A 21552-nucleotide genomic window follows, 5' to 3' on the forward strand; every position below is an offset into this window, starting at 1 on the left:
ATTCATATCATGGTAGGCAAGGGCTGCTGAGACACTAAGTCTTTCATTTATTAGGCAGCACTAACAAAATAAGCCTTAACAGTCTGTGACACCACAAACATTAAGTGCGATAACTCCGATATTAAGGAATGCATATGAAATATTTAACTTTGGTTGCTGCGTTAGCGTTTTCTGCTTCAGCTATGGCTGTAAACTGTACTGACTGCCACGAGACAATTAATGTTGAAGAGCATACAGAAATGGAAGCAAGCATTGCGACTTGTAACGATTGTCACGATATGGCAAGTGCTCACGAGTTAGATACAGAGATCCACACTCCTGACCTAACAATGAAAGAGTGTTCAGACTGTCACGAGTAAATACTCGGCAGTGATAAAAGCGCTGTAGTGATAATTTAACACAGTGCTTTTATCTAATTTGCTACTGCAAATTGCAGATACAAAAAAGCCAGCGATTAGCTGGCTTTTTTGTATAATTTGGTCGGGATAACAGGATTTGAACCTGTGATCTCTTGTCCCCCAGACAAGCGCCTTACCGGACTAGGCCATATCCCGAGATATTCTACAGAACAAGTTATAAAAGCATTTATAACTAAGGGGGTATTTCTGAAGAACCCGCACTTTATCAAGTCATTATTGTTAGCGCAAGCTCTTCATGTGTGATGAGAATTCGTTTGCTTAGTTTATAGTCTTTTATGCTATAGCAGTTTTAGTGGATGTAAAGCCTACGACCTTCTCGCATCACTTCCACAAGCTCTGGGGCACTTAATTTCTTTTTTAACGGCTTAGTATAGTCATTGTCGTAGATACGGTACTTACCATGTCGATCAATAACGGTAATTTCATGCTCTTGATAAATCGCAAAAATACGATGGTCACCAACATAAACCCAAGTCTTATCACTCGGTTGCATTAGGCTCTGATCAGAACTGTAGTCTGATGCAGGGTTGGTACAACCTAAGGTTTGAGTCAAAATTGCCGGCACTAAGCCGTTGTGCGTCGTGCGATATTTTATTTTTTTGGCTGTCTCTTCATTTGACCAATGGATAATCATTGGTACGCGAATGCTATCGGGTGACAGGTTGACTCTTGCTTCGTCAGAATTACTGGTAAACATTTTGCCGCTGATACCTGTAATGACAACCATAGTACTTTTTGGAAGTGTGCTCACAACCTGCTCAATCTGTTTGTCGATAAAGTTAAGCGACTGTCGATACTGGTTAAATAGTACTTTTTGTGCAGGCTTAAACTTTGACGATGCTTGAACCGTTTTAATACCTAAGAAGCCAATAGGCGTGTCATAGCTTTCTGGTGACTTTAGGTTGAGTAAGCTAAACCAGGGTTGGGCCGCCGATTGAGTCCATTTTTGCCAGTTAGCAACGGACTGCAGATCAGATTTTGCGTAGCTGTCGATATGCTCTGAGTTAACGCGTGTAAAGTCGTTAAATATTGCTTGGGGCTGCCCTAGGGTATCTTGAGTGGTAAATAACGCTAATTGATACCCTTTATCGCTGAGTTCTTGGGTTAATACTGGACTACGGAAATGTAAATCTACCGCGTTAGAGTAGCTACCTTGAAGCCCATAAAGCAGGCTAAACATGCCGCTACTAAACTGATTGCCACCGCTGAGGTGTTCAGTAAAGTCCATGTTCTTTTTCGCATAAGATGCAAGGAAAGGCATGGTCGCGCTATCAACTTGATCGGCTCGTAAACTATCAACTGCAATGACTAAAATGTTAGGTAGGTCATCAGCGCTACATTGCAGCTTTGCTAATGGGTAGTCTAGGCTAGCCTTTGGTGGCGTTTGGTTCTGCTGATCTTGAATACCTTCAATACCGTAACTTTCCATTAAGCTTTTAGCCGTAGCGGGGTAAGACAATGGATAAGCATCATCGAAATGGGTAATTTCGGTTACATCTGCGGCATCGCCCCAAATATGGATCAGGTGACTAGCAACAAAACAGGCACCAACAATCACGACTATTCGGTTACCTATATTCCGTTTGCGGATTTTTTCAATCCGTTTCCAAAGGAAATTCGCCAAAGTAAGCTCTATCGCCAAAATGGCGAGAGGTGTGATGATGTAGGAGGTGCCCCTTAATAAGGCATTTAAGTCCGCCCAGGCCAGATCAAATACAAAGGGACTTAGATGAAGACCATAATCATCATAGATAACCGTATCATAGAGTAATAAACATAAGCTCAATGTCGCCACTACAGCGGCATATCCCCTGAGGACCCTTGAATAAGGAAGCAATAAGGTAACAGGGAAGATAAGCACCAGATAAACCATAAAAGCTAAAAAGCTAAAATGACCTACGGTGCTAATAACTAAATAGCCCCAGCCAATAAATGATTCGGGAAGTCCGATGGTGTCGAGATAGCGATAGCCGACAATAATGGCCAGTAGTCCATTAATGAAAGCAAACCAGTGCCCCCAGCTTACTAAGCGTGAGACGCGATCACGTCCAATCTGTTTTTGTCGCTCGACCATGTTGACCCATTTATTGTTTAGGGGTTGTAGAGGCTAAAATCATTATTTTAGCCTCTACTTATTCTGCTTAATATATCTGTATCTTAGTTAGTTTTCACTGACTGCGACAATGCTTTAGCAAATTGCTCTGCAACTACTTGACGCGCCTCAGCTGGAACTTTCTTTTCTAGCAGATGAGTGACGCAATTACCAAGAGCCATCAAGCTTAAGTCTGTTGGAGATTGATGCTTTGCTAGCACTGCAAGTAAATCTGCAATAATAGACTCTACTTGGGTATTAGAATATTTGGATTGAATAGCCATAATTAAAAAGGTTCACTTTAAATCTTGATTAACGGCATATAATAACGGATTTTTTGCAGAAGCTCCGCACTTTTTATTGTACTTTTTACAGTGCTGGTTGCAGTGCTGGTTGCAGTGTTGGAAATTAGGCGGTGGGATTAAGTGACTCTTGTGTTGAAAATCGCCAATCAGCTTTTGCATCAAGCTAACATTCAAGCAATGCTACCTTGTGTGTTCACCCTTCTTGCTTTTGTTTTTATCTTGTTGATTTTCAATGTTTTTACCTTTATTTTCTCGTTCTGATTATAATCAGCTTATTCATTAATACTGCAATCATATGACTTTAAACGCTAGGCCTTAGTTCACTCAAGCAAATATAGATTTATTGCGACTCTCTGGTATGATAGCGGGCATTACAATGTGGTTGGATTAGGTAGGATTGCTCTTCCCTTACCAATGACAGATATCAATTGTTTCCAATAAGAGTGTGAGAAAGCCTTACGCTCCTTGCCAAATTTTATCGAGGCTCAATGAGTATTAACGTCGAACAAGCAATTATCCACTCCATTTCTCAAGATGGTGAAGGTCAACTTAGTTGTCGATTACGTCCACAACCTTTGCTAAATAGCCAAGCGGTTGAGGCGATGCTAGAAGAGTTGCATCAAACTTATACCACCAAAGCCGGTAAAGGGTTTGGCCATTTTGGTATTAGTGGTGAAGATGGCGAAGCAAACACTAAGTTTGAAGAAGCCTTAACCACTTATCGCAGTGGTGAGCTTGGCTTTGTCGAGTTTTCTGGGATTGCGGGTAAGTTGCTACAAGAAGAACTGGCTAAGTACGACTTTAGCACTGGCGGGTTCTTGCTGCTATCTTGCTACACCTACATGACAAGCGATTACCTGTTTGTGTCTTTGCTTAACGCAAAATCATCGATGACAGTACTCGACGATATGGAACTGTCGCAAAATACACATTTGGACCTAAACAACGTACAACTCGCTGCACGTATTGATTTAACTGAGTGGCAGGCTGATCCAGAATCGAAAAAGTACATCTCTTTTGTGCGTGGTCGTGCAGGACGTAAAGTTGCTGATTTCTTCTTGGACTTTATGGGCTGTGTTGAAGGTGTTAATACCAAGGCTCAGAACAAGTCGTTGATGAACGCTGTTGAAGATTTTGTGGGTAATAGTGAGTTAACCAAAGATGAGCGTCAACAAGCTCGAGAGCGTGTATTTGATTACTGTAGCGAGCGCTGTGATGAAGGTGCCTCGATTCAGATTAAAGACTTAGCCGATGAACTTGCGGACCAAGGTATGGACTCTTTTTATGACTTTGCCCAAGGCGGCAATTATGAATTAGAAGAGGAGTTTCCTGGTGATAAACCAACCTTAAGACAGTTGAAAAAGTTCTCTGGCACAGGTGGTGGTGTAACGCTAAGTTTTGATGGCCAACATCTAGGTGAGAGAGTGATCTACGATCCTGTATCTGACACCATCATTATTAAAGGTGTACCGGCAAACCTTAAAGATCAACTCGATCGCCGTCTTAAGGGTGAGTAACCCCTTAAGCATTACAAATGCCTCTTGTTCATAGCTGATTATGAATAAAGGCAAATTTACAAGCCGAACCTTAAGTGTTCGGCTTTTTTGTGTCGGCTTATATTTCAAAACAGTTCTATAAAAGTGTATGCAGCAAGTTCTAATGGCAAATGTTATTTTGCAGTCAGTAATGAAGATGCATAGTTAACAGCTTCATGGATTGTGTAATGCTTGCTCTAAAAAAGGCAATTCACACTAAAAAAGTCGAATGTTGAGCTTGATCATTGTAAGCTGAAGTTATTATCAGAAGAGTCAGCTTACTGACTCATCAACACATTAGCATCCTGTGGCCATTGCTGCATGGACTAAGACAGGTAGACTGTTTTTCTACCTAGGAGCGAAAATGCAATTGTTTGTTAAAGATTTAACGGTTATCGATTTTTCTTACCTGTGCCCTATACGAGGCATGGTTGGTGAAAGCTGGATTGTTGATGTGTTGCTCGACGGTGGTTTAGATGAGCAAAATATGGTGCTCGACTTCGCGAAAGTGAAGCGCACCATTAAAAATACCATCGATGCGGTGGCAGATCACCGCCTGTTGGTTCCTACTGCCTGTAGTGAAGCCCGTTGGCAGCAACAAGGTGACAGAGTATGGATGGATTTTTCGAGCCAACAAGGTGATATTCATCTGGCCTGTCCGTCGCAAGCATTTGCACTTATTCCGAGTGAAATCATCGATTTTGACAGCGTGAATAAATTTTTACAACAAGCCTTAAAAGAAGTCTTACCCGCAAATGTAGAAGGTATTTCGTTGACACTTAGAAACGAAATACATGATGCTCCCTATTACCATTACAGTCACGGTCTAAAAAAGCACGATGGTAATTGCCAGCGAATCGCTCACGGACATCGTAGTCCTGTAACGGTATTTGAAAATGGCATTGCGGCGCCCAAATGGGATGAGTATTGGGCTAAACGTTGGAACGATATTTACCTCGCGACAATAGACGATCAAGTTCTCGTCGGTTCATTGTCTTTGTCTCCACAGACAGCTGTAAGCGATGCGACCCATTTTGGTTTCCATTACCAAGCGCCCCAAGGTGACTTTCAGTTAGCCATGCCTAAAGCGCTTTGCGATATTCTTCCTCATGACACGACGGTTGAGTTATTGGCTGACTATATGGCACAGACCTTATCTGACAAAGTCCCTAGCAGTGGTTTTAAAGTGATTGCTTACGAAGGCGTGGGGAAAGGCGCTATTGCGAGCAGGACGGTCGGATAACTCAGTATTAAAGGAGTGGCTTTGAAACCATTTACGCAGATTGTTTTTACTAGTTTATTGACTAGCTTAGCTTTTCAAACGAGCGCGGCAGTTCAGCTTAACGGTGAGTTATCTCAAGGGGCACTGATCCGAGCCCAGGTACAACCTGGCACTCAGGTGTTTTTAAATGATGAGCCGGTACGCGTGAACGAGCGAGGTCAGTTTGCGTTCGGCTTTGCCCGTGAAGCGGAGTCAGAGCAGATGCTTAAGCTTGTTTATCCCGATGGTTTGACTGAGCTGAAGCCGTTAAAGATTAAAAAGCAGCAATATAAGATCCAACACGTTAATGGGATCAGTAAGAAAATAATGAAGCCCGATCCTAACGCGCAAGCTCGCGCTGCAAAGGATTCTAAACAAGTCAAAGCGGCTAGGGCACAATTTACTGAGAGTAATGCTTTTGCGCAAAGCTTTATATGGCCATTAACAGGCAGGATCTCAGGAGTGTATGGCAGCCAGCGTGTATATAACGGTAAACCTGGCACACCTCATTATGGGGTTGATGTGGCAGCAAAAACAGGGACTGTGGTTATGGCACCTGCCGATGGCGTGATATCACTCTCTGTGCCAGATATGTTTTATTCTGGCGGCACCATGATCATCGACCATGGTTATGGCGTGAGTTCGAGCTTTTTACACTTAAGTAAGCTTTATGTGAAAGAGGGCGATACCGTCAAACAAGGCGATAAAGTTGCTGAAGTGGGTTCAACAGGCCGCTCGACAGGCCCCCATTTGGATTGGCGAGTGAACTGGTATCAGGTTCGGCTCGATCCAACGACCATAGTCCCATCGATGAAAAGTGTATTGGCACAAAAATAATAGCAATAAACCAGTAATTCTCTGATTTAAAGCCATTAAAAAGCAGTCTTGATGACTGCTTTTTTTGTGCTCTTTGTTCAACAAACGAACAGGCTATTTATAGCGTTTTTTCCACTTAAATAATACTGAGTATTTCCAGAGGTTTTTTATCACAAAGTAACCGACCAGTGAGAAAATACCTGCCAACACAATACAGCCAAGCAAAAACGGCGGACCTATGGTTTCAAGTGATGCTTGGACCCAGTGCCAGCTGGCTTCAAAATTAAATGCTTGTGGCTCATGCCCGAGTAAACTGGCGCCTAAAAGGTAAGCCATATAAAACATAAAAGGCATGGTGATAGGGTTTGTTATCCACACCAGCGCTACTGCAAGTGGTAAGTTTACGTTAAATAATATGGCTAAAGCCGCTGCCAGTACCATTTGAAATGGCATTGGGATCCACGCGACGAACAGGCCTACCGCAAATGCCCCAGGCGCTGAGCGTCTATTTAACGTCCACAGATTTGGCTTTAAGAGTAGATCACCAAACATGCGCAAGTGTTTGTGTTCACGCAATGTTTCGGGCTTTGGCATAAATTTTTCAATAATTTTTTTTGGCATAACTTCAATTTGCTGTCTTAACTTAATTCACTATGAATCGATTTATGTGCGGTTACTGCATCACTATTCTGTCAACGATGCTTTGGCCATCCTTGGTGAACCTATACATCCTACCTTTGTTGATCGTAGTGGTTATTACAGCCTGTAAGCGTGCTCCATTTATTGCTGGCAGCTTATTAGCAATAAGCTGGATAAGCATTTTCTATTCACTACTAATGGACTGGAACACTGGCGAAAATATTGAAACATTGAATGTTGAGGCCGAAATCATATCACTTGTTCATACAAACGGCGACCGGATTAGTATGGATATTGTGCTGATCGATTCAATTTCACCCCATCTTGTCAGTAGGAGGATGAGATTAATTTGGAACGAAGCGCCGTTTATTGTTCCTGGTCAGCGTTGGCAATTACAGATTAAAGTTAAACCGATCACGAGCATTTTAAATCAAGGGGGATTTAACCAACAAAAGCATCTGCTCGCTAAGCACATTATAGGCAAAGGTAAGGTTATTAGTGGTCAAATTTTGACAACTGATTTGTCTTACCGTATGAGGCTTATCGAAAAGTTGAAACTAGTTTTATCACCTTATGAAAGTGCCGATCTGCTTTTAGCGCTGCTAAGTGGCGATAAATCAATGATATCGTCTGAGCGTTGGCAACAACTTAGAAATACAGGGGCGGGTCACCTTTTTGCTATCTCGGGGTTACACCTGTCAGTGGTATCACTGTGGTTGTTAATTGCTGCAAAATTGGTTTTGTATCGTCGTTTTCCAGTTTCGAGTCGGCGTAATTGGCTTTGTTGTTTAGCATTCTCACTGCTTGGCGCAGTGGCTTATGCTTATCTTGCGGGCTTTTCGGTGTCTACCCAGCGTGCGCTTATCATGTTGATTGCTTATATCAGCTTTAGCGTGCTGAGCCGTCACTCCTCAAGCTGGGAAAGATTGCTCTATGCACTTTTTGTCATTTTGCTTATCGACCCACTAAGCCCATTGAGCGCAAGTTTTTGGTTATCATTTTGTGCGTTAACCATTATTCTCCTCACGGTAACACGCTACTTCTCCGTAGCTGCTGAGGCGACATCAGGCTCACTAATGTCAGTGACAAATAGGCTTGAGACTCATTCGGCCCAAATCTGCACTTCCGACCCCCACTCTCTTGAAACTAATGCTCCCGAAATCAATAGCCCGGAGGCGCCAACCCGTTGTATTACGGCTGCAGAAAATAAAAGCTCAATCCCTTATCGGCATTTATGGCCTCAATTAAAAATTGCAGCATTGGCATTTTGGGCAGTGCAGTGGCGCTTAACGCTGGGTCTAGGTGTTATTCAAGCGATTTTCTTCTCTGGGACTTCTCTGGTGAGTCTTTTGGTCAATCTGGTTTTGGTGCCTTGGTTTAGTCTAGTGCTTATTCCGATAAGCCTGATGTCTTTGCTAGCTTTTATCATTATGACAGCTCTGGGGTTTTCTGGCGGTGGTGTTTTTACTCTGGCAGCGCTGGCGATGACTCCTGTGGTTAATTTACTTGATTATGCTAGTGAGGTTAACTTTGTTTGGCTCGATCTTTCTGACGAAGTTGTAGCTGCGTTAATCATGGCCTCTATCGGCCTTTACTTACTGGTTAATATTAAGCAACTTACATGGCGTTTGCCATTGTCAGTAATGTTACTCCCGTTAGTGCTCAGCGTGTTATTTCACTTTAGCGGAGCACCAAAAGAGAACCGTTGGCAGGTTCATTTACTCGATGTCGGGCAAGGATTATCTTTGGTCATAGAGAAAAATAATCGGGCACTTATTTATGATACTGGCGCACGATATGGTGACACCTTTAGTTATGCAGATAGAGTGTTACTTCCTTTTCTAAAAAGTCAGGGGATCGGTAATATTGATTATCTTGTCGTCAGTCATGGTGATAACGACCATGCAGGCGGGGCTACTTATATTATTGATAAGTATCCCGATGTCGCAGTGATCTCTGATTTGATCCCGATACAGCAACATAGCTGCAGACCTAAGACATTGGTTTGGCAGAATCTTAATCTTGAAATTTTAGCGCCGTTAGAGCCTAAAAAGGGGAATAACGGTTCATGTGTTATTCGAGTTAGCGATACCGGCAATAGCGTGCTACTAACGGGGGACATTGAAAAGCAGACGGAATATCGGTTACTTGAACGAGCAGCAAAGTACGGCTTTAGGTTACAGAGCCGGTTACTCATAGCCCCTCATCATGGCAGTAGAACCTCCTCTACAACATCCTTTATCGATGCTGTCGCCCCCGAGCTGGTTTTATTTCCGGCAGGATTTAGAAATCGCTATGGATTTCCTAAAAAGGAGGTCGTCGAACGTTATGAACAACGGGATATTGCTATGTTTACGGCTGGGGAACAAGGGCAGGTTAGTGTTTTATTTGACCAAGAAACTATGAAAATTCGAACATATCGTTCAGATTTTGCACCATTTTGGTATAACAAAGTGTTTAGGTTTGGCCAGAATAAAAATCCAGAGTAGAATGCTTCTTTTGCCAAAATGTTAATCTCTCAATGACAACATCTCCTAAAAATGAAGTCTGGACTGTATTTAAGCGCTTATTAGGTTATTTGAAGCCTCTTAAAACAGTATTAGCTTTTGCCATAATCGGCCTCATTATGTACGCCCTTGTGGACGCAACATTTATTGCCGTGATTAAACCATTTATTGATGAAGGCTTTGGTGGTCAAGCAGGCCAAGCGGCCCAAGCTGCTGGTGGTGTAACGGGCGGCGTAAGTAGTCTCGATTTTGGTACTGGTGACGGTTTTAACTCTGGCAGTGATGTTTTGCTGTTGGCACCATTTGTCGTTATCGGCCTGTTCTCACTTCGTGGCCTTGCAAACTTCCTGTCGACCTACTGTATTTCTTACATGAGTGCACGGGTGATTATGGATATGCGCCAAGAAGTCTTCGAGCATTACTTGACTCTGCCGGTAAGCTACATGGATAAAGAAAACACCGGTAACTTAATTTCTCGTGTGACCTACGACACCGAACAGATTGCGCGCGCATCGGGTAGTGCACTGATCACTATCGTTAGAGACAGTATTACCGTGATCGGCATGATTGCTATCATGTTCTATTTCTCTTGGAAACTATCTTTAGTTATCTTAATTGTCGGCCCTATTATCGGCGTAGTGATCACCGTTGTGAGCCGCCGATTCAGAAAAGTGTCTAAGCAAATTCAGACCGCCATGGGCGGAGTCACTGCTGCGACTGAGCAGATGATTAAAGGCCATAAGAACGTATTGTCTTTTGGCGGACAAGAAACAGAAGCTCAGCGTTTTGCAAAAGTTAACGATCAAAACCGTTACCAAACAATGAAACTGGCTACAGCTCAGGCTATTAGCCAGCCGTTAGTGATGATTATCGGTTCGTTTGCATTAGCATTTGTACTTTATGCAGCCAGTATTGACAGCATGAAAGCAGAACTAACAGCGGGTACGTTTGCCACTATTTTAGGTGCCATGCTAGCGATGCTGCAGCCGATTAAAAACCTTACCCGGGTTAACGCTGAATTCCAGCGTGGTATCGCGGCCTGTACTACAGTGTTTGAACTACTCGATACTGAGCCTGAAAGTGATACTGGTACTCTAGAAGTTGAGCGAGTAAAAGGTGAGCTTGCCTTTAATCAGGTAGACTTTAGCTATCCAGGACATGAGAAGCTAGCACTAAGCGGTATTGACTTTAAAGTAGAGCAGGGGCAAACATTAGCATTGGTCGGCCGTTCTGGCTCTGGTAAATCGACCATTGCCAGCTTAGTCACTCGTTTTTATACTGGACTTAAAGCGGGTGAGATCACGCTTGATGGCCAAAATATCAATGATTACAAACTTAAGTCGTTGCGAAGCCAAGTTGCATTAGTCTCACAACAAGTGACCTTGTTTAACGACAGCATTGCTAACAACATCGCTTATGCATATCCAGGTGTGGCGACAAAAGAGCAGATCATTGAAGCGGCGACACTGGCTCATGCGATGGAGTTTATTGAGCCGATGCCAGAAGGGTTAGATACCCAAATTGGCGAAAATGGCGTGATGTTATCTGGTGGGCAGCGTCAGCGCATTGCAATTGCTCGTGCGATATTACGCAATTCGCCAGTACTAATTCTTGATGAAGCGACCTCAGCGCTTGATACTGAGTCTGAAAAGGCAATTCAGCAAGGGCTTGATAACTTACGTCAAAACCGAACCTCTATCGTGATTGCACACCGCTTATCGACGATTGAAAGCGCAGACCAAATTTTAGTGGTTGACCAAGGTAAGATCATCGAGCGTGGTACTCATGAGTCTCTGCTCGCCAAAGGCGGCGCTTATGCCAACTTGTATCAAATGCAGTTTGGTAGCTAAATGCAGTCCTGGGTAAATAAACTGTGGTATCAAGGTCATCCGCTGCGGTTTGCGCTCTGGCCGTTGTCGCTGTTATTTGCGCTGATCACAGGTTTTAGGCGCTTTCTGTTTCGCTTAAAGGTAAAAAAAGCGCTTAAGTTGCCTGTGCCTGTGATTATTGTCGGCAATATTACCGTTGGTGGTAGTGGTAAAACACCCACCGTCATTTATCTTATCGAGTTGCTGAGAAAGCACGGTTTAAAACCCGGGGTTATCAGCCGTGGCTATGGCGTCGAAATTGATGGTGTGCGTACGGTTTTTCCCGGCGATAGCGCGGATAGTGTTGGCGATGAGCCTGCGATGATAGTGGCTCGAACTCAAGTGCCTATGGTGGTTGGTGCTAAGCGGGTCGATGCCGCTAAACACTTGTTGGCAGAGTTTGATGTGGATATCATTATTAGTGACGATGGATTGCAACACTATCAACTGGCTCGTGATATCGAGCTTATCATTCTTGATGGTGAACGACGTTTAGGTAATGGCATGTTATTGCCAGCAGGCCCACTACGTGAAGGTGCGTGGCGTTTACGCAGTGTTGATCATGTTATCGTTAATGGCGGTGTTGCACTTGCTGGTGAGCAGGTGATGACCCTTGAACCTGCCAAATGGTTACCGGTTTCTGCAAATCATAATGCTAGTGCTGCTCCAACAAAAAGTGAACTTCTTGTGGCAATGGCTGGTATCGGCAATCCTCAACGTTTTTTTGATTCTCTGCAAGTGCAGGGATATCAAGTTGCGCAATCGCAAGCATTTGATGATCATAGTGCTTATAGTGAAACAGCGCTTAATCAACTAGCAAATGGCCGTTTGTTGGTGATGACTGAAAAAGATGCGGTGAAATGTCGCGATTTTGCAAAAGATAACTGGTGGTATCTCGCGGTAGATGCGAAGCTATCTCCCTCATTTGATAAACAACTACTGGCCAAAATTGATCGGTTGGTAGCAGATAAGTAAAGGCATTCGAAATGGCATTTGATAAAAAATTACTCGAAATCGTTGCGTGTCCAGTGTGTAAAGGCAAGCTTGAATACAATAAAGAAGCCCAACAGCTGATCTGCAAGGCAGACAAGCTGGCTTATCCTATCAATGACGGTATTCCGGTATTGCTAGAGAACAAAGCCGAGCCTTTGGCTGAATAAGCTAAGCTTGTTATTCTAGAACTAGAGAAAACTAAAAGCACCGAAGAGGTGCTTTTATCATTTTGGTTATTTAAGAGTGCATATGCTGGATAGCAAATAACGGCTTAATAAATAGACTAGCAGTTTTAGATTCGTTACTGCTACAGCAATAAAAAGGGCGAAGGTAAACTCTATCGCCCTAGTGTTGCTATAGCTTATCTAGCTTATCTAGCTTATCTAGCTTATCTAGCTTATCTAGCTTCAAGCACTAGCTAATTTTTTACAGCGTTGACTTCGATATTTATGCCATGAGAAACCTTGCTTCCTTCATTGTCTTCTAGAAGCACCGTTACACCGTCGTTAGCTGGTGTGACATAATTGATAGCGTTTGCGCTATCAATACCTGGTAGAAGCTCCACAGTAAAGGCACACTCATAGAAATCGTTATCGTTTAGAGAACCACTATACCCAATGGTGTGTCCATTAGCACATGCTGGGTATGGCACAAATTCATGAGACCCACCGTCATTGAGCAATGTATGACCGGGTACCGGTGACAAATGATCAATCACAGACTCACCGTGTATGGTGATATCTGTTAAGGTCACATCTTCGATACCGGTATTTTTAATTTTCAACACCATAAGCTTACTGCTGGCAAATGTCATTGCTGTTACTGGTGGGAGGTTAGTAAAGGTTACGGTTTCATTATCACTGGCCTCTCGCTCTACTAGGTCATCATCGACACCGTAGACCGTAGCAAGGTTGATATGATTACCTCCAGCATCACCTTGTAGCTTCATGGTGATAACACAACTCGCTGAATCACCCGCTGATAGCCAGATACCGTTACCCAGATTGGTACCATTAACATCACAATCTGCTGTGATATCTGTGGCTGTACCAATGGGGTTCATGTTGGCATCCAAAAGCACGTCATCTAATTTGTAGAATTTAACAGCATCAACTGTGGAGGTATTGGTAAACATAAATGTATAGTCAACATCTCTATAGACTGAGGGGTCATCACCGGTTTCACTGACACTCTTTGGAACTGCTGTTTTAACCAGTGAGATCGTTGATGCCACATCAACGACAGCGACCATTTCCGTACTGTCACCAAGTGCTGTGTCACCTTCATCATCTTTGGCTATTGCATCCACTTTATTCATGTGTTTAAAGCCTGCATTGCCGGTAATAGCCTTAGTGAATTTACAAGTGTAAGTTCCGTTCTCAGCGATACTAGTAGACAGCGCGCCACAATCACCCGCTAGAAGATCACCGTATACGCTGTCAGATAGTGTCGTTAGCGTAAGTGGCGAGTCCCAGAATTCGGCATCATTTTTAACCTCAATGGTAAACTCCACATTGCCACCTGGTTCTAATACTTCATTTGGATTAGCCGTTTTAGTCACGGTAATTGCTGGTGGCAGGTTAGTGATCTGTACAGTGATCTCATTACTACAATGATCACCCTCAATACTGCCAGGAATATCGATACAACTATCACCGTCAACAACGGCTGTACCGTTCTTATCTTCTAACGAGAGCATGACTAAGTCATCGTAGAACTGCGGACTTTGGTCATTGGGTAAGTCTCTGTCGACAATGTGTACCGTGAAGGCACAACTGTAGGTGGCACTAGGCAGAATTTCACCGCCGTTAGCAGGCATAGAGCAGTTCGTCGAGGTCAGGTACTGTCCTTCAACATTTGTATTGACTGCAACTGGAGTAGCCCAAAGGTTAATTGAAGCATCGAACGTTCCCTCACCACCAATATCTATTTCATCAGTTAGTGATGTGATAAACAGTGATGTCTGAGCATTAGGGTTAGTAAAGCTTACTGTATAGTTAAAGGCTCCACCTGGTTCACTGCGGGTTGATGATTGGCTGGTTAGGGTTTTAATCACGGTTGGTGGGTTAGGTTTGATAAATACATCGATATCGAAGGTGTCACAACGACATTTAGATGGTGAACCTGCGGGAGTGGGAGCCCCGGCAGAACAATTGCCATATTCTTGTTGGTTCCAAGAAGCACAGTAATTAAAATCGGCCTTGTCTGAGTTATCATCATCACGACACAGCATGGTGATCGTTTCTCCGACATATTCGTGTACTTGACTGTTGCCTGCTTTTTTACTTATATCGGCACAGGCATCACCATCTAAATCGATACCAGGTAATTCAGTTGCACTACCACTTAACACCGAACAGGTATTAGTTTCGCTCTCGTCTTTAGCACTCCATTTGCCTTCTGGTAACCAGATCCCATAACCATAACGGCTGGTGGCCGTGGTTACTATGGTGAAGTCGGCTTTAAAATCAAATTCTTCTCCATCGGTACACTCGACCGGCGTTGTTCCGTCAGGGTTAGTCACATTTTTGACTTCACTGACTCGAATATCATTGGCGGTACAGGTTAAATGGCTACCAGAGTATTGGGCTAAGCAGACATTATTTTTCAGTTGCGGCAAGAATCCCGCATCTGCGGTTGACAGACTCGTGACGCCATAAAGGGTCGTTGCGCTTACCAGCGCAATACCGAGCGCTTTGATAAGTCGTTTGCATTTAAATCGTTTCATAATATTTACCATCTTAATTAGTTAATATGGATAAAACGTACTTGTTACTTTTTGCTAGCCAACTTTTGATAAAGTGCTAGCGTGAAATGTTTAGATATTCGGCGTAATTTAGCGTTGCGCCGTTGTCGACATAGTGCCGATAAAGCTGAACACCGGAGTGAAATAGCTCTATGTCACCGGGCTTCAGTGAGTGAGATTTAGTGAGTGGGTATTCAAACTTGTGACTAAAGAATAAGCAAGCACTGCGCCATAGATGTAAGGTTCTGAATACAAAGTTAAAAGTGATACTTAGCGCAGCTTTAAAATGTATTGATGTTTCAAGGATGAAACAGGGGGCGATTAGAGTTAATTTTTAACTGTTTGTTTGTGCTCGATTTACACTCTAATGTTGTTCAAGCAGATAGTGTAACGCTTGTTACACTTGGTGTTGCAGCGCATGTCTTTGTAGTATTGGATGTGTCGACATTATGCTGCAATAGTGGGAGTCACAAATGGTGTTTGCACCGCTAGAGTTCGATTTTGCATTTCTTAATCAAACGATAAAAGGTGGTTCTGGATATTTTAAGTTCTCGGGCAGCTGCCGATATATTGTGGTTATTACGTTTAATGGCATCGAGCAGTAGTTCTGTGTCGATTTCAACCCTGTGCTGGGCTAAGTCAACAACATCGTTGTCAGCAGGCTGAATCTTGGTGATTTTTATCCCTAAGTCTGCTTCACTTAACGGGTCACCATTTGCCATTATAATGGCTCTATGTATGCGGTTTTTAAGCTCTCTGACATTACCAGGCCACTCATAGGCAAGCATGGTTTCTGCTGCTTGAGGCGAAAGCGTGTATTGCTGTGCTTTAGAGCTGAAGATTTTTAAATATTCATTGGCGAGCAGTGTTATGTCCGCTTTATGCTCTCTAAGACTCGGTGCGTGAATGTGTAGAATATTAATCCGATAGTATAGATCTTCACGAAATCGCCCCTCTTCAACAGCGGTTTCAAGGTTAATGTGAGAAGCGAAAATAATTCTACAATCAATAGTAATGGCTTTATTGCCGCCTAGGCGCTCTATGATGTGTTCTTCTAGAAAATGTAATAGATTAACTTGAGACTCTAATGATAGATCACCAATTTCATCTAAAAATAGCGTTCCCTTATTAGCCCTTTCTATATGACCAATATATTGCCTATCAGCGCCGGTGAAAGCGCCTTTTTCATGGCCAAATAGTTCGGATTGAATAAGGTTTTGGGGAAGGGCGCCGCAGTTGATCGTGATTAATGGGCCTAAACGCCGTTTGGATTGCTCGTGGATCAAGCGGGCGCAAAGGCCTTTACCTGTACCTGTTTCGCCGCTAATGAGAACTGATTCATCAGAGCCTGCCACTTTGGATAGGTTACATCTTAGCTGCTTGATAAGCTTAGTCTCCCCGAGTAATTGGTGATTATTACAAGGAGAGGGGCTGGGAGAAGAATAAGGACAGTTGCTCTGCTGGGAAAGCGTTTCTTTTATGACGGCCATACCATATGCGTGGCCTAATGTGTGATTTAGACGATCCCAGTCAATGGGCTGGTGGTGATAATCAGCAAAGTAGCTAGATAAACATGAGGTTAGCTTTTTATCCTGAGTATGCGTTTTTGCAGTGATCGCTATCCAGATAAGGTTATTTTGATGAGCATTGAGGTGTTTTATGGTGCGTAATATCTGTAGCTTGTGACCGTTTGAGATTATTGCTATTGCAACTTTAATCTTGGTTGAATTTACGCATTGCAGCGCACTAGCAAGGCCATCGGCCTGAGTACAGTGCCAATTAAAGGGTTTGAGTTGTCTCTCTCCTTGAAAATCGTGGTCGGTAAAGTTTAATACCAATAGCTCCCTTATCGGTGACTCGCTATGTTTAAAATTGCTCATGGTATTGTCTAGAAGAGGGCTTGTGCTTATTACCAAGTAGAGAATAAGTTATGCACAAATTTTAGGCTGTATATGGGGGATCGCAAGTCTCACAATGTGGGAGCATCTGCGTAACACAGTCTTAAGTCATCTAATTGTTTGTAAAAGCGGTTATTATTATTTTTTATGTTGTCTTAATATTGAGACAGTGGGCCTCAGCCTCCAAGCAGTGTTAAGTAAGCAGCGGTAATATGGTGTTTTTTGATGATGAAAAAATGAGCTCCTCCCTGAGCTCTTATTAGTTGTAGCATTAGCATTGGTTATAACTATTAGGTTATAGGCATTAGTATGGACTTGGGAGCGCCGGACAATCTGCGGGGGCGCTCGGTACATACTTAACTCCGTTATCATCGGCAACCTTCATGTTGTTAAAGGTATCGAGCAAGGTCTTGTAGTGATTTTGCGCTGCGGCGTCGGTACCTTGCCATGCCGCAATAGCAGCTGAAACGATATCTGCGCTAGACATAGTGCCTCCGCCAGGCATCATTAACACCGCATCACCGCCAAGGCGGTACTCAATATTGAACAAAAATGCCAGTAATTGCTGGGCAAGTTGTTCCCTTGGATCGCCGCCACCATTGCCGTCAATGAGAAAATGTGACACTTCGGCTTTCACGGTACCCGCACCAGCTGAAATTCCATCTGTGATTGAGTCATTTTTGTATGCAGCATCGACAGGTGTACCATTGGTGAACATACCGTCAAATGGCTCATCGCCTTTACCGAAGTAGCTTGTTTCGCTGTCATAAGGGTCTAAACCATTGATATAACTTGTGACAAATGCTGCTTCCATTTCGCCCAGCCCGTTTTTGTTATGCCAATAGCCTTTAGTGCCGAAACTCGCCTCCTTGAAACAGATATTAGTAAATACCACGTCACCTAAAGGCGTGCTGCTATTGTCTAGGTAGGCATTACCCATGATAGGGGGTAATCGACCATCTGGGCCGCTAGCCTCGGAGCGCACATCAAACTCAAGAGTGACACTTGATGTTGCCATCCAGCCTTGAGCAGATGCCTCTTCAACTTGGTAGAAGTCTGATGGATAGGGAGTTAGCGGTGCATCACCATATCCATTGGGTAATAGAACGCTGAAGGTCATCATACCGTTGGCATCTGTTATGCGGTTTGCATAACCGTTTTCTAGGATCGGGTCGGCGGTGAGTCCAAAGCGTGCTACCACTTCGTCATACACGTCTTTATTAACCGTGCTACTGATAGTATCGGGTATAGGGCCACCGTTAGACTCAAGTAAGCTAGGTGCATACTTTAATCGAACTGGCCAGTTAGCTATCCCAACTTCGTTGGCATCATGGATCCCATTATTATTGGTATCGAATACTTTTTTAACCGCAATATTGGCAAAACCCACCTGACTTAATGTAAGAGTGATCTGTGGATCGCTAGCTACCATAGGCTCTACACCTAAGGCTGCAGGGATAAAATCAGAGAACTCATTACTGGTATGTGGCGCTAAGCCGTCATCAAACAAATCAGGACAAGGCATTTCCATGACGAAACGCTGGATAAAGTCATTAGCGTCATCGCCATCCCAAAGATTAGGATCCTCTGGGCCGGTATTGAGTGAGCTAAACGCTTGGTAGTCATGAACATAACCTGATGTGGTTAAATATTGACTATTGAGGTTCTTGTCTTGATGCTCTGTCCATCTGAAGTGGTCTAAAGACCATGTATCATTTAACTGGCCTAGTGCCTCTTTAAGCAAGATCGTGGTTGGGTCGCCACTTGACTCGTCATTGGTGTTATCGTCATTACGCACATTTAAGCCATCTTCGATACCATATTGCCATTGCCAGATAAACTTCTCGCCTAGGTCTAAACGACAGTTTAAGTTGGCATCGTGGTAGTTACGCAGTGCGATAATACCGTACTGAGGTTTTTTCTCTTTTACCTTAAAGTTGTCGGTTTTAGCATAGCGTGGAATAAAGCCGTGAAAGCCTTCATTTTGCTCGCTATATTTATCCGTAGGGGTCATCCAAGCTTTATAAACTCCACCTTTATTGGGAGTGTCGGCATAAGGGTAGAGCTGAATGACCATGGCATTGAGAGGGGTTCCACCGTGATCGATGTCAGGGTTAAATTCATGAACCGTAATCGTTTTTTTACCATTGGTTGGGAACTCTGTACAGGAAACCAACTTTCCCTTATCCAAGTAAGCACGGCTCTCTCCTAGGTATTGGGTAATGACGCCATTTTCGATTTTTACTTCTCGGCAGTCGACAGGATCGAGGGAGAGTAGTTGCTTACCGCTAGGATCGGTGACTTGGAAATAGTAGTTACCATCAGGAAGCGCCGCAGCGGATGCTGGCGCATTCATTCTAGGCCCACCATCAAGATAGACTTCGAGTTTACTTCCATATCTCACATTCTCATTGACTATGCCACCATCGGCTGTGGTGGTGAAAATCGCACCCGATAGCGCATTAGCTGCTATTGGCAGTCCTGCAAGGACAAGTGCTGCAAACATAGGTAAGAGTGAGAATCGAGGTTTACTGCGAATATTCATAATAGACACCTCATTCATCGCATTGTTTGTACAGATTTAATACATATATGGTGCCAATAATTTATTTGATATTATTCAAGTGGTTATGTTTTTCTTGGATGAGGGAGTGTAACAGGTAGAAGTTGATTTGATTTATCTTGAATTTTTTCAGTTACTTAAACTGTTTCATAAGTGGAACAGTTTAAGTAACTAGGAGGTGTTTGGATTTTGATGTTAGCAAAGTACAGGGTAAGTGATGTGGTATTATATTCATGATTGTAGGGTGAAACACCCTTAAATATTCATAAATAGGCATGTGCTCTTACTGTATGTTGTTATGGCGAGTTAACTTCTGTGTCAATAATAAAATATATCTAATTCATAGAGTTTAGCGTTATCGTCATAGGATTCGTATTTGGCCTGGATTGTGAATTGCTCTGTTTCAATATCAACTTGCTCAAAATTATCCGCAGCACCACTGAAATAGGCTAGCATTCCTTGCTTATCGATGGGGAGGTTCAACGCATTAATTGAGCTGGCGAAGACGTTTTCATTAACATCTGAAAATAGAGGTTCAGTCAGTTTTACTTTTTCAAGCCGCTGGTTATTGAAACTGAGTAAGATATGGTTGCCTACAAGCCACCAAGTATTATTATCAATAGCAATATTGATTTTAATCGTTAGAGGGATTTGGCTTGTTAACTCATCTAAAGTGAGATGCGAAGATGAGTTAGGAGCTAGACGCTTAAATAACCACTCTTTTTGTGGAGCAGTTAAAATTGCAGGCTTACCGATCTCAACAGTTTTGTTTAATTGGCTTAGCGTGAAATGCGTTAGCAAGTGTTTAGGCTCTGATGCCATCTCTGGATGAAATGTTTCAAACTCAAGCAGTAAGTCTTGTTGATTACCTTCAACAAGCAGTTGATTCGTCTTTACTTGAACTTGTTTTGATGCAAGTGCTAATTTTACTTGGTTAATATCGCTCTTTTGAGCAGAAACCCCCTCAACTTTCCACTGGGTATCATCAAAACCTTCTCTAAAACCGATAGTATTGAGTCCAGTGTTGTTTAATAACTCACTTTTAGTGCTGACGACTTCCAGTTTATCTTGGTTAAATAAGTACCAAAGCTTTCTGCCGTAACCTAGAACAAAGCGGTCATTTTCTAGCTGGATTTCAATACTCGCAGGCCCAAGAGTTTTAACGACATGGCTAATATGACTTCCAAGCTTTAGACCGTAAACACCTTCAGCAATAGAAACATTCGCAGGTGGAAGCTGAATTTGTCGAGCCAATTTGTAAGGCGACTTAGACGAAAGTTTTTCAATATCAAAAGTATACTCATATGAAAACTTGTGCACCTTATAGCCATTAGCGTTATACGGTGCAGCTAGTGAAGAAAGAGTTTTATTCTCGGCACACATTTTAAAAACTTGGGCTTGGATATGAGTGTTGAGCATTTTACGGATGTATTCATCTGATGCCGGTTTAAATCTGCTGCTATAGTTTGTTACACGATGATTAACATGAGTAATATTCACGGCATCAGCTCCTATTTCTCGAGCCTGTTGACGAATCTGCATTAATGCGAGGGATAACGATTTTTCCTGTAGATTGTTTCCCTGCTCTAAAATTTCAAGATCTTCTGTTTTTATAGCGATCACACCTAAATCTTTTTCTATACAGCTGGGCTTATAGTCAACTATAAGCGGGTTAGGTATTGCGTAGCCATGTGAGAGGGGCAGGAGTAAGCCACCAAGAAGAATATAATTGAACCTTGTCATTAATTGCATTTCCTTATGCTGAATCGTGTTCGTTTTAAAAAGTTTTACTTTATATCAGCTATTTAGTCGTTATATGTTTTTTTGTGAACACCTTAGCTTCAATTATTATTTATACCGAGAGAGTAATAGCGTCCAGTCATATCAGTTAAGGTCTTAGTTTATGTCGA

Annotated in this window: 15 protein-coding genes and 1 tRNA gene; 8 read left to right on the plus strand and 8 right to left on the minus strand. The window is 42.9% G+C overall.

Annotated features, from left to right (window positions below):
* Nucleotides 1-134 precede the first annotated feature (134 nt).
* Entirely contained in the window at nucleotides 135-359 is a 225-nt protein-coding gene (locus tag ACVBIU_RS18140; protein WP_447162204.1) for a cytochrome c3 family protein, read from the plus strand.
* A gap of 118 nt (nucleotides 360-477) precedes the next feature.
* Here ACVBIU_RS18140 and ACVBIU_RS18145 read toward each other — a convergent pair.
* The 3 genes from ACVBIU_RS18145 to ACVBIU_RS18155 all read right to left on the minus strand — a co-directional run bounded on the left by ACVBIU_RS18145 (nucleotide 478) and on the right by ACVBIU_RS18155 (nucleotide 2795).
* Nucleotides 478-554, minus strand: a tRNA-Pro gene (locus ACVBIU_RS18145).
* Between the two features lie 154 nt (nucleotides 555-708).
* Complete coding sequence (locus ACVBIU_RS18150; RefSeq protein ID WP_447164483.1) at nucleotides 709-2493, minus strand: DUF3413 domain-containing protein; 1785 nt, start codon at nucleotides 2491-2493, stop codon at nucleotides 709-711.
* Nucleotides 2494-2576: 83 nt separating this feature from the next.
* Complete coding sequence (locus ACVBIU_RS18155) at nucleotides 2577-2795, minus strand: YejL family protein (protein ID WP_447162206.1); 219 nt, start codon at nucleotides 2793-2795, stop codon at nucleotides 2577-2579.
* 509 nt (nucleotides 2796-3304) lie between these two features.
* Between ACVBIU_RS18155 and yejK the strand changes: the two genes are divergently transcribed.
* The 3 genes from yejK to ACVBIU_RS18170 all read left to right on the plus strand — a co-directional run bounded on the left by yejK (nucleotide 3305) and on the right by ACVBIU_RS18170 (nucleotide 6449).
* Entirely contained in the window at nucleotides 3305-4333 is a 1029-nt protein-coding gene (gene yejK, locus ACVBIU_RS18160; protein WP_447162207.1) for a nucleoid-associated protein YejK, read from the plus strand.
* A gap of 382 nt (nucleotides 4334-4715) precedes the next feature.
* Nucleotides 4716-5594, plus strand: a complete 879-nt coding sequence (locus ACVBIU_RS18165; protein ID WP_447162208.1) for a 6-carboxytetrahydropterin synthase — start codon at nucleotides 4716-4718, stop codon at nucleotides 5592-5594.
* A 21-nt stretch (nucleotides 5595-5615) separates the two neighbouring features.
* Nucleotides 5616-6449: a M23 family metallopeptidase gene (locus tag ACVBIU_RS18170; protein WP_447162209.1), complete on the plus strand. Its 834-nt coding sequence runs from the start codon at nucleotides 5616-5618 to the stop codon at nucleotides 6447-6449.
* Between the two features lie 93 nt (nucleotides 6450-6542).
* Here the strand turns inward: ACVBIU_RS18170 and ACVBIU_RS18175 are convergent, their stop codons facing one another.
* Nucleotides 6543-7049 (minus strand): DUF2062 domain-containing protein, encoded by a 507-nt coding sequence (locus ACVBIU_RS18175; protein ID WP_447162210.1) that lies wholly within the window; start codon nucleotides 7047-7049, stop codon nucleotides 6543-6545.
* Between the two features lie 77 nt (nucleotides 7050-7126).
* Between ACVBIU_RS18175 and ACVBIU_RS18180 the strand changes: the two genes are divergently transcribed.
* Genes ACVBIU_RS18180 through ACVBIU_RS18195 form a run of 4 tightly spaced genes read left to right on the plus strand, consistent with a single transcriptional unit; the run spans nucleotide 7127 to nucleotide 12602 of the window.
* Nucleotides 7127-9556, plus strand: a complete 2430-nt coding sequence (locus ACVBIU_RS18180; protein WP_447164491.1) for a DNA internalization-related competence protein ComEC/Rec2 — start codon at nucleotides 7127-7129, stop codon at nucleotides 9554-9556.
* A gap of 32 nt (nucleotides 9557-9588) precedes the next feature.
* The gene (gene msbA / locus ACVBIU_RS18185; protein ID WP_447162211.1) at nucleotides 9589-11424 is read left to right on the plus strand and encodes a lipid A export permease/ATP-binding protein MsbA; all 1836 of its coding nucleotides are present in this window, start codon (nucleotides 9589-9591) and stop codon (nucleotides 11422-11424) included.
* On the plus strand, nucleotides 11425-12417 hold the full coding sequence (lpxK, locus tag ACVBIU_RS18190) for a tetraacyldisaccharide 4'-kinase (protein WP_447164484.1): 993 nt from the start codon (nucleotides 11425-11427) through the stop codon (nucleotides 12415-12417).
* An 11-nt stretch (nucleotides 12418-12428) separates the two neighbouring features.
* Complete coding sequence (locus ACVBIU_RS18195; RefSeq protein ID WP_084221416.1) at nucleotides 12429-12602, plus strand: Trm112 family protein; 174 nt, start codon at nucleotides 12429-12431, stop codon at nucleotides 12600-12602.
* A 251-nt stretch (nucleotides 12603-12853) separates the two neighbouring features.
* Here ACVBIU_RS18195 and ACVBIU_RS18200 read toward each other — a convergent pair whose 3' ends face one another.
* The 4 genes from ACVBIU_RS18200 to ACVBIU_RS18215 form a co-directional block, all read right to left on the minus strand.
* Nucleotides 12854-15163, minus strand: coding sequence for a hypothetical protein (locus ACVBIU_RS18200; protein ID WP_447164485.1), 2310 nt, complete (start codon nucleotides 15161-15163; stop codon nucleotides 12854-12856).
* A gap of 506 nt (nucleotides 15164-15669) precedes the next feature.
* Nucleotides 15670-17061: a sigma 54-interacting transcriptional regulator gene (locus ACVBIU_RS18205; protein WP_447164486.1), complete on the minus strand. Its 1392-nt coding sequence runs from the start codon at nucleotides 17059-17061 to the stop codon at nucleotides 15670-15672.
* Nucleotides 17062-17383: 322 nt separating this feature from the next.
* Complete coding sequence (locus tag ACVBIU_RS18210; protein WP_447164487.1) at nucleotides 17384-19624, minus strand: hypothetical protein; 2241 nt, start codon at nucleotides 19622-19624, stop codon at nucleotides 17384-17386.
* A gap of 336 nt (nucleotides 19625-19960) precedes the next feature.
* Nucleotides 19961-21394 carry a hypothetical protein gene (locus ACVBIU_RS18215; RefSeq protein ID WP_447164488.1) on the minus strand — a complete coding sequence of 478 codons (1434 nt, stop codon included), beginning with the start codon at nucleotides 21392-21394 and terminating at the stop codon, nucleotides 19961-19963.
* Between the last annotated feature and the right edge of the window lie 158 nt (nucleotides 21395-21552).

This window comes from Shewanella sp. 30m-14 (assembly GCF_052977125.1).

Bases quoted from the DNA above. Each gene is read 5' to 3' on its own strand.
- ACVBIU_RS18140 (WP_447162204.1), top strand. From the start codon at position 135: ATGAAATATTTAACTTTGGTTGCTGCGTTAGCGTTTTCTGCTTCAGCT.
- ACVBIU_RS18150 (WP_447164483.1), bottom strand. From the start codon at position 2,493: ATGGTCGAGCGACAAAAACAGATTGGACGTGATCGCGTCTCACGCTTA.
- ACVBIU_RS18155 (WP_447162206.1), bottom strand. From the start codon at position 2,795: ATGGCTATTCAATCCAAATATTCTAATACCCAAGTAGAGTCTATTATT.
- yejK (WP_447162207.1), top strand. From the start codon at position 3,305: ATGAGTATTAACGTCGAACAAGCAATTATCCACTCCATTTCTCAAGAT.
- ACVBIU_RS18165 (WP_447162208.1), top strand. From the start codon at position 4,716: ATGCAATTGTTTGTTAAAGATTTAACGGTTATCGATTTTTCTTACCTG.
- ACVBIU_RS18175 (WP_447162210.1), bottom strand. From the start codon at position 7,049: ATGCCAAAAAAAATTATTGAAAAATTTATGCCAAAGCCCGAAACATTG.
- ACVBIU_RS18180 (WP_447164491.1), top strand. From the start codon at position 7,127: ATGCTTTGGCCATCCTTGGTGAACCTATACATCCTACCTTTGTTGATC.
- msbA (WP_447162211.1), top strand. From the start codon at position 9,589: ATGACAACATCTCCTAAAAATGAAGTCTGGACTGTATTTAAGCGCTTA.
- lpxK (WP_447164484.1), top strand. From the start codon at position 11,425: ATGCAGTCCTGGGTAAATAAACTGTGGTATCAAGGTCATCCGCTGCGG.
- ACVBIU_RS18195 (WP_084221416.1), top strand. From the start codon at position 12,429: ATGGCATTTGATAAAAAATTACTCGAAATCGTTGCGTGTCCAGTGTGT.
- ACVBIU_RS18200 (WP_447164485.1), bottom strand. From the start codon at position 15,163: ATGAAACGATTTAAATGCAAACGACTTATCAAAGCGCTCGGTATTGCG.
- ACVBIU_RS18205 (WP_447164486.1), bottom strand. From the start codon at position 17,061: ATGAGCAATTTTAAACATAGCGAGTCACCGATAAGGGAGCTATTGGTA.
- ACVBIU_RS18210 (WP_447164487.1), bottom strand. From the start codon at position 19,624: ATGAATATTCGCAGTAAACCTCGATTCTCACTCTTACCTATGTTTGCA.
- ACVBIU_RS18215 (WP_447164488.1), bottom strand. From the start codon at position 21,394: ATGCAATTAATGACAAGGTTCAATTATATTCTTCTTGGTGGCTTACTC.